At 38.9% G+C, this 13,442-nt stretch carries 15 protein-coding genes; 8 read left to right on the top strand and 7 right to left on the bottom strand.

What is annotated here, in order from left to right; genetic code table 11:
- Positions 1 to 129 precede the first annotated feature (129 nt).
- Both I6L31_RS07425 and I6L31_RS07430 read right to left on the bottom strand, forming a co-directional pair.
- Complete coding sequence (locus tag I6L31_RS07425) at positions 130 to 648, bottom strand: hypothetical protein (RefSeq protein WP_005002194.1); 519 nt, start codon at positions 646 to 648, stop codon at positions 130 to 132.
- Between the two features lie 80 nt (positions 649 to 728).
- Positions 729 to 1,448: a hypothetical protein gene (locus tag I6L31_RS07430; RefSeq protein ID WP_227546610.1), complete on the bottom strand. Its 720-nt coding sequence runs from the start codon at positions 1,446 to 1,448 to the stop codon at positions 729 to 731.
- 293 nt (positions 1,449 to 1,741) lie between these two features.
- On the opposite strand from I6L31_RS07430, the gene I6L31_RS07435 reads away from it, so the two are divergent.
- On the top strand, positions 1,742 to 2,320 hold the full coding sequence (locus I6L31_RS07435; RefSeq protein WP_005002188.1) for a DJ-1/PfpI family protein: 579 nt from the start codon (positions 1,742 to 1,744) through the stop codon (positions 2,318 to 2,320).
- Positions 2,321 to 2,415: 95 nt separating this feature from the next.
- On the opposite strand, the gene I6L31_RS07440 is transcribed toward I6L31_RS07435, so the two are convergent.
- The gene (locus I6L31_RS07440; protein WP_005002186.1) at positions 2,416 to 3,420 is read right to left on the bottom strand and encodes a hypothetical protein; all 1,005 of its coding nucleotides are present in this window, start codon (positions 3,418 to 3,420) and stop codon (positions 2,416 to 2,418) included.
- Between the two features lie 353 nt (positions 3,421 to 3,773).
- Entirely contained in the window at positions 3,774 to 4,673 is a 900-nt protein-coding gene (locus I6L31_RS07445; RefSeq protein WP_005002184.1) for a LysR family transcriptional regulator, read from the bottom strand.
- 103 nt (positions 4,674 to 4,776) lie between these two features.
- Here I6L31_RS07445 and I6L31_RS07450 point away from each other — a divergent pair, with 103 nt between their 5' ends.
- Both I6L31_RS07450 and I6L31_RS07455 read left to right on the top strand, forming a co-directional pair.
- On the top strand, positions 4,777 to 5,346 hold the full coding sequence (locus I6L31_RS07450) for a chromate transporter (RefSeq protein WP_035271821.1): 570 nt from the start codon (positions 4,777 to 4,779) through the stop codon (positions 5,344 to 5,346).
- 2 nt (positions 5,347 to 5,348) lie between these two features.
- The gene (locus I6L31_RS07455; protein WP_171064967.1) at positions 5,349 to 5,864 is read left to right on the top strand and encodes a chromate transporter; all 516 of its coding nucleotides are present in this window, start codon (positions 5,349 to 5,351) and stop codon (positions 5,862 to 5,864) included.
- Positions 5,865 to 5,906: 42 nt separating this feature from the next.
- On the opposite strand, the gene sbmA is transcribed toward I6L31_RS07455, so the two are convergent.
- Positions 5,907 to 7,103, bottom strand: a complete 1,197-nt coding sequence (gene sbmA / locus I6L31_RS07460) for a peptide antibiotic transporter SbmA (RefSeq protein WP_005002172.1) — start codon at positions 7,101 to 7,103, stop codon at positions 5,907 to 5,909.
- Between the two features lie 531 nt (positions 7,104 to 7,634).
- Between sbmA and I6L31_RS07465 the strand changes: the two genes are divergently transcribed.
- The 5 genes from I6L31_RS07465 to I6L31_RS07485 all read left to right on the top strand — a co-directional run bounded on the left by I6L31_RS07465 (position 7,635) and on the right by I6L31_RS07485 (position 11,294).
- Positions 7,635 to 7,829: a hypothetical protein gene (locus I6L31_RS07465; protein WP_005002170.1), complete on the top strand. Its 195-nt coding sequence runs from the start codon at positions 7,635 to 7,637 to the stop codon at positions 7,827 to 7,829.
- Between the two features lie 636 nt (positions 7,830 to 8,465).
- Positions 8,466 to 9,188, top strand: coding sequence for a CAF17-like 4Fe-4S cluster assembly/insertion protein YgfZ (gene ygfZ / locus I6L31_RS07470; RefSeq protein WP_005002168.1), 723 nt, complete (start codon positions 8,466 to 8,468; stop codon positions 9,186 to 9,188).
- 6 nt (positions 9,189 to 9,194) lie between these two features.
- Positions 9,195 to 9,506: a low molecular weight protein tyrosine phosphatase family protein gene (locus tag I6L31_RS07475; RefSeq protein ID WP_005002166.1), complete on the top strand. Its 312-nt coding sequence runs from the start codon at positions 9,195 to 9,197 to the stop codon at positions 9,504 to 9,506.
- 75 nt (positions 9,507 to 9,581) lie between these two features.
- Positions 9,582 to 10,289, top strand: a complete 708-nt coding sequence (locus I6L31_RS07480) for a DsbC family protein (RefSeq protein ID WP_005002164.1) — start codon at positions 9,582 to 9,584, stop codon at positions 10,287 to 10,289.
- Positions 10,290 to 10,484: 195 nt separating this feature from the next.
- Positions 10,485 to 11,294 carry a tetratricopeptide repeat protein gene (locus I6L31_RS07485; RefSeq protein ID WP_005002163.1) on the top strand — a complete coding sequence of 270 codons (810 nt, stop codon included), beginning with the start codon at positions 10,485 to 10,487 and terminating at the stop codon, positions 11,292 to 11,294.
- Between the two features lie 45 nt (positions 11,295 to 11,339).
- Here I6L31_RS07485 and I6L31_RS07490 read toward each other — a convergent pair whose 3' ends face one another.
- Positions 11,340 to 12,263, bottom strand: coding sequence for an AEC family transporter (locus I6L31_RS07490; RefSeq protein WP_035271865.1), 924 nt, complete (start codon positions 12,261 to 12,263; stop codon positions 11,340 to 11,342).
- Positions 12,264 to 12,323: 60 nt separating this feature from the next.
- Positions 12,324 to 13,439 (bottom strand): NADH:flavin oxidoreductase/NADH oxidase, encoded by a 1,116-nt coding sequence (locus I6L31_RS07495; RefSeq protein ID WP_005002159.1) that lies wholly within the window; start codon positions 13,437 to 13,439, stop codon positions 12,324 to 12,326.
- Between the last annotated feature and the right edge of the window lie 3 nt (positions 13,440 to 13,442).

Genomic DNA, 13,442 nt, shown 5'->3' on the forward strand with positions numbered 1-13,442 from the left:
CAATATTAAAAATTTTAATTTTATAACTATTTACAGCTTATTATAATTAATCATCATTACTAACACACCTTAGTATGTCAGTAATGACTTCTCTTACAACACTCATAACTTAAAAGAGTATTAGGCTTATCACTGCCCTCTTAACACACCCAACTTATTCCAAATATCAGGCGTTAAGAAAGTCGTAACCAATTTATTTAAATCAATATAACGCAAGGTACCTTGCAACTGCTGTCTGACCGCAGGGTCTTTAACAATATCCTGCCCTGCACTCTGCCCTAACTGTTGGAAAGCCTGTCCAACGGCTTGAATTCCTTCAGCCTGAATCACGGCTTTGGTTTGTGTCGAACATTGTTCCACAATCACACGCTGTAAAACTTGAGCAAGTTTCTGATCAAGTTGATCTTTTTGTGTAGGTGTAATATTACTAAACGCTTTTAAATCTGGATGTACCGATAATGCTGCATAGGTCCATTGCAATACTGTAGTCTTATCTGTAGCAGTCGTCGATTTGACCAGACAATCACTCAATTGATCGACAGCGGGGCCAGCACTCGCGATTTGAGTCCCACCCAAACTACTTAACAGAACAAGTGAAGTTCCAAGAATTGAATATTTGCGGCGAATCACAGTATATAAGCGAGACATTCATCTAACTCCAATCAACAATTCCCTATTTCTATCACAGTTAGATTCGGTACATCTGTAACTTGGCTGTAAATATGCGCTTATCCTTGCCCTGCATAATTCCAATCATCAGGAATATTGGGCTGCTTTGGAGCTTGATTTAAATCAATATTCAGGTTGCGACTGCCTTTATAAGATTTTTCACCCGAATCAGACACAGGAGATACCTCTAGATGGTAATGATAGCGGAACTGCCACAGCATCGGTTTAAGTGGGCGAATATCCAGACTTAAACCATCTTCATCATGACATCGATCTTTAGCCTGTTCATAATCCTGTTCTGAGAAACAAGCGCGAATCATTCGAGTAAAACTAAAGGGATAATCTGTTATAAAGCGTTGTGTTTTTCCCTGCTCAAGCAATTCATAAAAACTAGCGCGCTCAATGCTCGCACCTCCACCTGAATACATCTCTAAAAAGGGTGCAATCACCGCAACGGCATAACGCGTTGGTGTCATTGGAAAAAGCTTAGGAAATATAAAGGATGAGTCATCATCATTTGTATCTTCTACAGCAAAAGGAAGTTGCCATTGACCATCTAGCTTCAAACCTGATTGAGATGGATGAAAGACGGCAATGCGGTCATTTTTAAGCAACCACAACTTGTGATCGGGTGCTTTAAGACTCCGTAATCGTTCCGTCTGATCACAAAATGATTTTAGTAGTGTACAAATTTGCGTTTGCTCAACTGTAGTTAACTGATTTTTCTTAAATTCAAGAATATTTAATGGAGCTGCTGAGGCTGTAATCGTGATAGCCATTAGCAATATTGCCCAAATACATTGTCTGGAAGTTTTATTATTATGATTCATATTTTATACACTCTTTTGGTTCACATTTTCTTGACGCAAGATTTAATTAACGTTCAGTCATATTATCTTCATGACTTTATTTAGCAACTTTAGCAATGCAAAATAACTTAATCACATTCGACTAAAGAGACAAGAGGAATAACTTAAAGCATCAAGGCGGTTATGCTATGGTTGATACACGCTTGAGATCAATTTTTATGCTTTTTTTCTTGGCAATAAACACAACAAAAGAGGATTAACGCATGTCCAAACAAATTTTAATGTTGGTCGGTGACTATGCTGAAGATTATGAAACAATGGTTCCTTTTCAATTTCTGACCGGCTTAGGATATACCGTACATGCGGTTTGTCCTGAAAAGAAGGCGGGTGATCAGATTGCAACCGCCATTCATGATTTTGAGGGCGATCAAACCTATAGTGAAAAGCGTGGTCATAATTTTGCCATTAATTATGATTTTAATGCCGTTAATACGCAAGATTATGTTGGGCTTGTGATCCCTGGTGGGCGCGCGCCAGAATATTTACGCATGAATGAACGTGTGGTCGCCATTGTCCGTGAATTTGACAGCGCACAAAAACCGATTGCTGCTGTTTGTCATGGTGCTCAGTTATTGGCCGCAGCAGATGTAATTCGTGGTCGTTTATGTTCGGCTTATCCTGCATGTGCAGCCGAAGTAAAATTGGCGGGTGGTCAGTATGCAGATATTGCGGTCACAGAAGCCGTCACCGATGGACATTTCGTCACTGCCCCTGCTTGGCCTGCACATCCTGCATGGCTTTCTCAGTTTGTCAAAGTACTTGGAGCTCAAATTACCCTGTAGAACAGCGATGAGTATTATTTAATATCGCTTTTTCGTTTGAGTTTGACATATGGCAATACAACAAGCTCAAACGAAATATCTTAATTCTCTGAAAACTATTGAATTTGTTTCAACATATTTTGGGCGCCTGCATGATTTTGATTAGTCGCTAGATTTTGTAAAATCCCCACTGCCCGAGCTTTAGGATTGCTAAAGCGGCTCTTATAAGCAGATACATGGGTTAGGCATTTTGCAACCAATATGCCAGATTCAGCATATACATTACTTCCATTGGTATTATACAACTTGCCATAGCTATAGGCTTTTTCAGCATTATTGCAGGCAACAATCTGGTTTTGTCCCTTACTCAAATCTTTACGTGCAGCGACATAGTATTTTAATTGCTGTGATTGAGGTGTTTCAGTCACTTTTTCTGGCATCTTGATCGGAGCGATGGGTACAGGCTTCGTCTCTTTTTTTGCATCTGATTCTTTTTTAACATCAGCTTCTTTTTTTGTTTCAATCTCTTTGTCAGACTGATGCTTCATATTTTTGGTCGAAGACGAGTTACTTACTCCTTTTTTAGGTGAGATAGCAGAAGCAGGATTGGCTTTACTATAAAAAGTTTTCGTTTCTTCAAGCGTCATTATTCGAGTGTGTAAACTCACCATACTGGTTGCATTTTGATCTATATTTTTACGTTGTGCAGTCGGTTCAATCGAAACAATCCAGCTTTTTTCAGTCCCATAATCACATTGATAGGCTCCTATTCCCTGCTTCACATTTGGATGAGATGCCAATATTTTTTTAGTTGAATGATCTTTAATTAAACTCAGATTGCTATGACGTAGCACAGAAAATTTCCCACCATTGGCATGGCAATATTGACTTAAATATTTCCGTGGATAGAGTGATTCTGGTTCAATATTGGGTTGTTGTTGTCCCCAGTCATAGATATATTCACGTGAAATGCCTGTTGCACCATTCAATTGTTTTTGGTCGATCAAATCCTGAGGAGATGCAAAAAGCTGCATTGAATCAGCATGATTTTTAGGTGTAGATGCGCATCCGTGCAACAACAATACATTCAACCCAATCCATAGCCATAATTTAGATTTCACGTTACTTTTTCTCAGTCCTTTTTTTTTATCGCTAAAATATAGCAAAAAATATAACTAAATAAATCTAATGATTTGATTTTCATTAAAATATAAGTGAAACCAAATTTGATGATGTATTCAAAATTAGGACTAAAATGCCAACTTTTTTCTATTCATCCCATAAACAATGAAATATGTATCACTCAGGATAGATGCGATTTATATAGATGTATTTGATCGTGTAGTAAGTTTTTCGCTTTAATGCGACCCGTAATGCTCGATCGTTTGAATCCTACATAACAGATGAGTTACTTAAGCCCTGTCATAAGCTCTATCAAATTGCTGGCTAATTTCACCCTTTTACTTAAACCTTATTACTTACCATACGAAGCCTGAAGTAAGGATAAAATATGCTGAACCCGAATATTCATCTGGTCTGCACGGTAGATGGCATAGATCGGTGCAATACATGGTTTTTTTGCTTCCAGTACCTTATAAATAATCTGCTTGTTCCAGAAATCTTGAATCGATGCAGGCACAATAGACAAACCAATCCCTGCCGCAATCAAGTTTAAACTGGAAGTCAAACGAGGCGCTTCCTGTACCACGTGAGGACTAAATCCAGCTTGATAACAACTTGCCATAATATTATCAAATAAATCCTGCCCGCCTAAACGCCGATAAAGAACAAACTCGTAAGGTTCCAAGTCAGATAACTGAATCACGCCATCAGTTTGGGCTAAACGATGATTATTGGGTAAAGCCACCATTAAGGGCTCGTTCAATACATGTTGACTATGCAATTTTCGCTGCATTGGCGCAGGCTTACGTAAAAATACGATATCCAGTTTTTCATTAATGACCGCATCAATTAAGGCACTGCTACTTTCTTCTTCCAGATAAATAGAGACTTGAGGAAATTGATCACGAAATGCTCTTAACACCGTAGGCAAAAAGGGATGCAATCCAACAGAATGAGTAAACCCCACATTCAGTTGTCCCTCTTTGCCCTGAGCAATATTTTGAACACGTCTGGGGATTGACTGTGCATGAGCTAAAATGGTAATCGCCTCTTGATAAAGCACTTTACCTGCTTCTGTCGCCTCCACCCCACGTGGTAATCGTTTTAAGAGCGGGGTATCAAGTTCCTGTTCCAAACTTTGCATCAATCTGGTCAAAGGAGGCTGCTGCATATGCAGCCTAACCGCAGCTTTAGATATATTACTTTCTTCAACCACAGCAACAAAAGCATTCAGTTTATGTATATCAATCATAGCAATACTTTTTGAGTATGTTTTATGCCAAAAATAGCATTGGTAAATATATCATAATCGGCTCATGCTATGCCTATCAGCTTAGACGATAAAAGGTGACGCAGTGAAGATTCAAGCCATGCCAATAGCGAGTGAACAATCGATAACTCCTGATTGCAAGGCTTTATTTAGCGGATTTATGAAATTGGGTTTGATGGGTTTTGGTGGCGTGTTACCGCTGGCACATCGTATGATTGTGGAGCAACAAAAATGGCTAGATGAAAGCCAATTTACCAACTTACTGGGCATTTGCCAGTTATTACCCGGTGGCAATATCATTAATATGTCAGTGGCAATTGGCATGCAGTTTCAAGGCATTAAAGGTGCCATCAGTTCGGTATTAGGACTGATTTTTGCTCCAACTGTAATCGTCTTAATGATCTATCAGGTATATGAACATTTTCAATACTTAACGGTAGTAAGACATCTTATTCAAGGATTAGCCGCTGCGGCAGCAGGACTTTTGTTCGCCACAGGCTTCAAAATGCTTCGTCCTATATTAAAAAGCAAACTCACCCTTCTGACGATTACGCTGACATTTATCTTTATGCTGTTATTTAAGCCACCACTGGCGTTGACCCTACTTATTTTACTCACCATTAACTTTTTAATTCTGGGAGTAAAAAAATCATGATCTTGGTACTCATGACTCTAGCCTTAGTATTTACTCAACTGTCGGTTTTGGCCTTTGGAGGTGGCAACGCCATTCTTCCCGAAATGCAGCATCAGGTGGTGAATATTCATCACTGGATGAGCGCTGAACAGTTTAGCTCATTGTTTGCAATGGCACAGGCTGCACCGGGGCCAAATATGATGATTGTTCCTCTGATTGGCTGGCATGTCGCAGGGCCTGCTGGCTTATTGGTGACTTCGTTGGCGAAATTTGGCCCGTCATCAATGATTACGATCTATGCACTCAAATTTTGGCAACGTTTTAAGGATCATCCTTTTAGAAGCCGTTTTGAGCAAGCGTTAAAGCCAATTACCGTAGGCTTGGTACTTGTCAGCGCATGGATGATTGCACAAGCTTCAGCGCAAAGCTCTTTATTGGTCATCATTGTAATTTTGACTGCACTTTTGGGTTTATTTAAAAAAATTCATCCGCTTTGGGTCATGTTGCTTGGTGCAGGTTTGGGTGTTGTTCTGCTCTAAATCGGCACAGGCATAAAAAACCCGCTGCTTGCGGGTTTAAACTTATTTATCCAAGATTGATTCAAAGGCTTTTAAACGCTTATGAATGGAGAGTAATTCAATGATGGTTTTCCAAGAATTAATCAAATATTGAAATGAGTCACGGACTTTACCGAATACTCCGCCTATTTGATTAATCAGACCTAAAGTCAGTTTTCCTGCGGCAATCGACGGAAATAAAACCACTAGATTGTAAAGAATATCCAGTTGTCCATACCATGTAGCAGTTAAATTAAAATAAGCATAATGAAAATAAAGTCGAAAATAGTTTTTGCGTACCCGACTAAATAATTCTTTTAAAGTCGCAGGTTGTGCGCGATCCGCATGATCTTCCCCATAGACCAATTCTTTACGATATGCCGCTTCAACTTTTTGATTATTAAATTGTAAGCCCGGTAATTTAATCCCCACCACCATCAATAAGATGGTTCCAAATAATGACCATACAATCGCAGCCCAAACCAATGAATGATTAAGCTCACCCATGATCGGAACAACCGGAACATATTTTGAGAGTTGAAAAAGTAGTGGAAGAAACGCGATTAAAGTCATCATCGCTTTGATCAGCTCTACCCCCAAATCTTCCATGATAGTAGCAAAACGCATGGTATCTTCCTGCACACGCTGTGATGCCCCTTCCACATGCCTTAATTTGTCCCAATTTGCCGTATAATAATCATTCATTGCCGTCCGCCAGCGAAAAACATAATGGCTGGTAAAAAAGGCATTGATCACCGCAAGCGTTACTCCAACCATGGCAATATAAAGAAAAACCATCGTTTCTTTATATAAATCCATTATGTTTCCACCGCCATTGGTCAGCATGCTTTGAATCAAATCCCAAAAAGGCACATACCAAGCATTTACCGCAACACTGACCTGTACCCCAAACCAGATATTGAATAAAATAAAAGCGGAACCCCAAACTGACCATCGTTGCCACGGATTATCTGAAACTTTCTTCCAAAACAAGGCAAATATGGCCGTCGCCACAAAAAACCAAAGATAAAACCATAAAAAAGTAGGCGACCAAAAACGGCTTACACCGACAGGAAGTTCAGCATCGGCATATCCTTTTGGAAAACCCAAAAATTCGCCCCACTCTTTGCCGCCTGAATACCAAAGCACAATATTAATAATAAACCAGAAGATGAGTGATAAAAAAAACCACTTGGGTTTTGGAAAAAATGACTTGAACATGAAGTTGCGATATTCCTTTTTCTGCGCACTATCGTTGGGATAGAAATTAAGATGTAAATCTTAAATTCCGCCTAAATAACTGTCTGTTCTTTGTTATTTATGTACAGCTCTATATAGCGCTTTTTGTATGGACGATACAAGTCCCATACATTGATAGTTGCTTTCATTTTTTAGACTTCAGCCAAGCTCAGCTTTCTTAAATGCCGATATCCGTTTTTTGCTTTTTTAAAGTTACTTTAATAGATGATTTAAATTGACTTAAAGATATAAAGAAACTGGTAATTTCAAGAGATTCATTGCGTGAAAGCGAACGTATTAAATGTGTAATTTTGACCAGTGAGCAAAATAAACATGTCTGATCCAAGTTTATTAAAATCAACCCGATAACATTATATCTATTTAAAAAATATAAATATAAATTTTAAATAGAATTTTTGATAGGCGTTTTGTTTGTCAGATATGTCTCATAAATGGACTAAGTTTGATATACAATATATAAAATATATGCACTTCAAACGGGAGTAAATTTTTATGGATCTAAAAGCTATCGAACTTATCGAAACGATTACTTTACATAAAGAAAATTTTACACCTAAAGTTTTCGAAAAAGGAACCGTGCTTAAAGTCATGATGCCAACACCAACCTCTTTACTGGTTTCTGATGATGAAGGCTTTTCGTTTACGATTGCTTTAGATGAGGAAGGTAAAACTTGGCACCCATTATAATGGTGTTCTCTATATCATTTTGATGTTTGGTGCTGTATTGACTGATCTGAGATCAGGGAGATTTAATTTTTGGGTTAAGGGGAAAACACGGATGGTTTACTTCAACACTCATGACTTTGTAAGTCATAACCTTTGCCTATAAACTTTTGGTCTATAGCGTCCTAAGCCGAATCGAGACCTTTTGGGTGAGTACACACTTACGTGATACATTTCGGTGCATGCTACTCTTTTCGATCCCCTGTGGAACTTTTGTTCCTAACCTTGCTAAATAGTCTAGAGAGAATCCGGAGAGATTGTTTTCCGAATTTCTAGCTTTATTAAACGTAATTGAAAATTTATCGCAAATTAATTAGTTTTCTTAGAATAAATTCTCTCTATACTTCTACTTTCAGATTTTTAACATCGCCTTTATGCTCAATAGCGAAATTTTTTAATTTTACATCTAGCTCTTTATACTATTAATCGTTTATTTGGCTTTATCTAAGGTGGAATAAACGTTTGAGCAAACTTATGCAGGGTATTAACTTTGCCTTGATCAAATGCTTCAGGCTTAATGTAATAAAGCTGATTTTTTTTAAGAAATGGCGCAAAATAGACCCCACTTTTGGGAATAAATGATGGGTTGAAGATTCGCTTATGAGCAATTTAGCTTTCGCTTCATTTTCACTACATGGTGTTGATGCACAAAAATTTTTGCAGGGTCAAGTTACGATTAATGTTGAAGCTTTATCTGAAAATACGACCCGTTATACCGCAATTTGTGATTTAAAAGGTCGCATCCATTTTGGCTTATGGTTAAACAAACAGTCTTCCGAAAGCTTTCAAATTGTCACCACGCAGGATCAGAGCGAGGAATTTGCCAAACATATTCGCAAATACGGCGCTTTTTCTAAGATGAAACTAGAGGATGCAGGTCCTGTATTTCCAGCACTGGGCGAGAAAAGCAGTGAATTTTCAAGTACAGAATCAGATATTAATGCTTGGCAACTACATGCCATCGAAGCCGGTCAGGCTTGGATTGCTCAGAGCACTGAGCATGAGTTTCAGCCGCAGGAATTACGCTTACATCAACGCGAAGGCGTTCATTACGATAAAGGGTGTTATCTAGGTCAGGAAATTATCGCGCGTTTATGGTTTAAAGCTAAACCAAAACATTGGTTACATTTGGTACTTGGCAATGGTGAAGTGCCTGCACCCGCAACAAAATTAAGTAACGATGTTGAAGTGGTCAATAGTATTGCGGTTGAAGGTGGCTACAAAGCCTTGGTCGTAGCCAAACCTGCTGCGCTTGAAGAGTTGAGCTTAACCATTTTGGATTTACCCGAATATTTAAGTGGTGATGTGGCCAGACCGCAATAACTTACGATGAATGCCCTATTTATTTGTAGTAGAAATCAATGGCGTAGCCCAACAGCAGGACGTGTATTTTCAAAACACATGAATACGCGCTCTGCTGGAACGAGTAAGCAAACCAAACGGGTGGTGTCAGCACGAGATATCGTATGGGCAGATCATATTTTTGTGATGGAATATCATCATAAACAAAGATTGGTTGAACAATTCAATAAGAATCTGAGAAATAAAAAAATTACCGTCTTAGAAATCCCAGATGAATATCATTTTATGCATCCAGACTTGGTTGAATTGTTAAGCCAAGCCATGCAGCCTTATTTATAACTAAACACATTTCTTCACTATTGTTTTTCATCATTTTTTGGCATGATCAAATGGCTTTTTATTGTGGAATGCAACATGAAATTTTTATTCAGCGCATTGACGCTAAGCTTATTTAGTATCTCTCTCAGCCATGCCAATATTGCCACTGTACAACAAAATTTAAAGAAGAACTTTCCAGATATTCCAGTGCAATCGGTACAAACCACGCCATTAAAAGACATTTATGAAGTGTATATGGGCGGGCAAATTGTCTATACCAATGATGATGCCAATTACTTTTTTATTGGCAATCTTATTGACAATAAAAACCAAAAGAACTTAACCGAAGACAGTTTGCAAAAACTTGAAAAAATTGATGTTTCCACACTACCTCTCGATCAAGCCATTAAACATGTCAAAGGCAATGGGCAACGTGTTCTATACCTCTTTAGCGACCCTGATTGTCCTTATTGCCAACGTTTAGAAAAGCAAATGGCATCGGTCGATAATGTCACGATTTATTTGTTTTTATATCCACTCAAAGGTTTACATCCGAATGCAGAAAATATGGCCACGCAAATCTGGTGTGCCAAAGACCAATATGCTGCTTGGGAAAATTATCTCTTAAATAAAAAACAGCCGACAAAATCTGCAAGTTGCCAAACACCAATTCAGAAAAATCTGGAACTCGGTAAACGCTTAAAAATTAGCGGAACTCCCACCATGTTCCTCAAAAATGGCAACAGAATTACAGGTGCGATGGAGGCCGATGAATTAAATCAGCTTTTAGATGAAACCAAATAAATTTTAGGGAAGTTTAAAATCTTTGATCTTCCCAAATTTAATCTATCATTAAGCAATCGGCTGTAAAAAATGACACATTCATTCTCAATTTTTATATTTACATTCCACACAAAACTTTTATGATGATGATTCACAATGTAATACCCATATTGTGCATCAATGGAATGATGTAAGTATGACAACAGGATTTTTAAAATGAAAAAACTTCTTCTCGTCGGTCTTATTGCTTTATCTTCAACCACCTTTGCAGCAGAAACAGCTCCTCAAACCAGTACAGCCAATAACCCTTTTGCCAAAGCTGAACAGTTATATAAAGACAAAAATTATAATGCGGCTTATCAGGAAATGGATCGTTTAGCCAAAACAGGCAATGCGCAAGCGATTTACAATCAGGGATTTATGAGTGAATTAGGACAAGGTACTGCTCAGGATTCAAAAAAAGCGCTTGCTGCTTATCAGGAAGCATCCAATAAAGGTTATCCAGTCGCGACATATCGCCTTGCTCAAATTTATATGGCGGGTGAGTTAGGTGTCACGAAGGATGAGAAAAAAGGTCGTGAATATCTGGAAAAAGCCTCGAATGCAGGTTTGGATGAAGCAACCGTAGAACTTGCCGTATTATTATTTGCTGAAAATAAAGATGCCTCGAATAAACTAGCACTACAAAAGCTTCAACCCTTAATTAACAAAAATAATTATCGTGCCATACACTTAAAAGCGATTTATGACATCAGTAATGGTTTTAAGACCAAGAATGAGGCCGCAGTTAAAGTGGGTTTAGCCAGTATCGAAAGTCTAGCCAAGAAAGGCTATATTCCTGCGCTGATGGCCGTTGGAAACCTGATGACCAATGGCAATATTGTGCCGCAGAATTTGCCAGAAGCGCGCAAAATTTTTGCTGCTCTAGCTCAGGATAATGTTCCTCAAGCCAAAGAATCACTGGCTGCGGTAGATAAACTGATCGCGGAAAAAGCGAAAGCACCGATCACCAAAGCAAAAAGTTAAGTTAAACAACAAATCATTTTGCCTCTATCATCGAGGCAAAATGATTTACCACCACAACATGATCAAGCTGCTAATCCCAACAAAGCCTAAAATCGTACTTAACATCAAAGGGGTTAAAGCACGTTCATTTAAACCATAAGCCTGCCCAAAAATTCCAAAGGCAATCGGCATCGGTAATGCAGCTAAAATGGTTCCTGCATACAACATTTCTTGGCTCACATCTGGCAAAATTCGCAGTAAGCAATAGATCAGTAAAGGCATCAGGATAACTTTAAAAGCCACTAACAAACCACTTTGCAGATTCAAAGCACTCATGCCCATTCCAACTAAACTTCCACCAATCACAAATAATGCTAAAGGCGATGCTGTTTTCCCCAACAAAGCTAAAGATTGATCAACTAAAATAGGCAAGCGAATATCTAACAAGATACAACTCATCCCCAAAATAATGGCAATAATCACAGGATTTTTTAGCAAATTTTGTGCGGTTTTTTGCAGCAGCGCCCATACTTTTTGTTGTTCTTGCTGCCCTGCTTCTGCTAATGCCAGAACCAAAGCCAATATCAATAAATTTTCCAGAATCAATGTCAATGAAATATAAATCGCAGCATGTGATCCCATCAGCAAACTTAATACCGCCGTGCCAATAAAGCCCGTATTGGACATAGAAGCGCCCATTGCCAGAACAGCCGTTGGGGTCAGACTATATGAAAAGCAATAACGATAACAATAAAACGCCAATGCAAAGATAATTAAAGAACCACCACCATAGGCGATAAAATAAGACGGATGCCAAATATCATTTAAACTTTTATTAGATAAGGCATACAGTAAAAATGCGGGTAAGGCTATTTTGATAATAAATGCACTCAATGCCTTGATCTGATCAGGTGTAATCAGCCGAATTGAAACACTCAAGTAACCTGCCAACAATAATAGAAAAATTGGTACGATGACCTGTACAACCACATTGGCACCCTTTTTATCAAAACAAAAAGACGCAACCAAGTGCGCCTTTTGCTAAAAAAATTAATAGTTAAATGGTTTAAATAATTGCTTTAAGCCATGCGGTTGGCAACGCAAATATTGTGGTGAGATCTCAATTTCAGCACCTAATGCAGCGGCTGCATGCCAAGGCCAGCGTGGATCGTACTGAATAGCTCTTGCCAGTGCAATCGCATCAGCCTGATCGTTTTGCAAAATAGCTTCAGCTTGTTCTGGCTCTGTGATCAAGCCCACTGCAATCACAGGAATTGAAACTTTGGATTTAATCTGCTCGGCAAAAGGTACCTGATAATTCGCACCAATTTTAATGTCCTGAAGTTCATGCAAACCGCCACTAGACACGTGGATATAAGCTGCGCCTAATTGCTGTAGAGCCAAAGATAATCCAATACTCGACTCGATATCCCAACTCACTGTTGGCTGCATCCAGTCTGTTGCAGAAATACGCACACCAACTGGAAAGTTTTGAGGCACAGCAGTTTTAATCGCTTGCAGCACTTCTAAAGTCATCCGAATACGATTTTCAAATGAACCGCCATATTCATCCGTACGCTGATTCGACAACGGCGATAAAAACTGATGTAACAAATAACCATGTGCCGCATGAACTTCGATGAGTTGAAAACCAGCGTCCACAGCACGAACTGCCGCAGCAGCAAAGTCTGCCTGAATCTGTTTGATCTCATCAATACTTAATGAATGCGGGAGCATGTCATGAGCACCAAACGCAATTTCACTCGGTGCCACCGTTTGCCAGCCATGTACATGATCTGGAGCAATTTGCCCTTTACCTAACCATGGTTTATCTGTGGATGCTTTACGACCGGCATGAGCAAGCTGTATCGCAAATGGCATTGGCGAAAGTTGCTGAATATTATCCAAAAGCGCTTTGATTTTATCTCGTTGAGTATCATTCCAAAGACCAACATCGGCATAACTGATGCGTCCTTGGGCTTGAACCGCAGAGGCTTCAATAATACATAGACCTGCACCAGACAGCGCATAATTGGCCCATTGCTGCTCATGCCAATAGGTAATTTCACCATCATCAGTTGCAGAATATTGGCACATCGGTGCAATGATGATCTTATTACGTAGGTTCAATGAACCTAATTGCAAGCTTTCAAATAACTTTGCCACGTG

The sequence above is a fragment of the Acinetobacter septicus genome, assembly GCF_019355975.1.
Classification (GTDB): domain Bacteria; phylum Pseudomonadota; class Gammaproteobacteria; order Pseudomonadales; family Moraxellaceae; genus Acinetobacter; species Acinetobacter ursingii.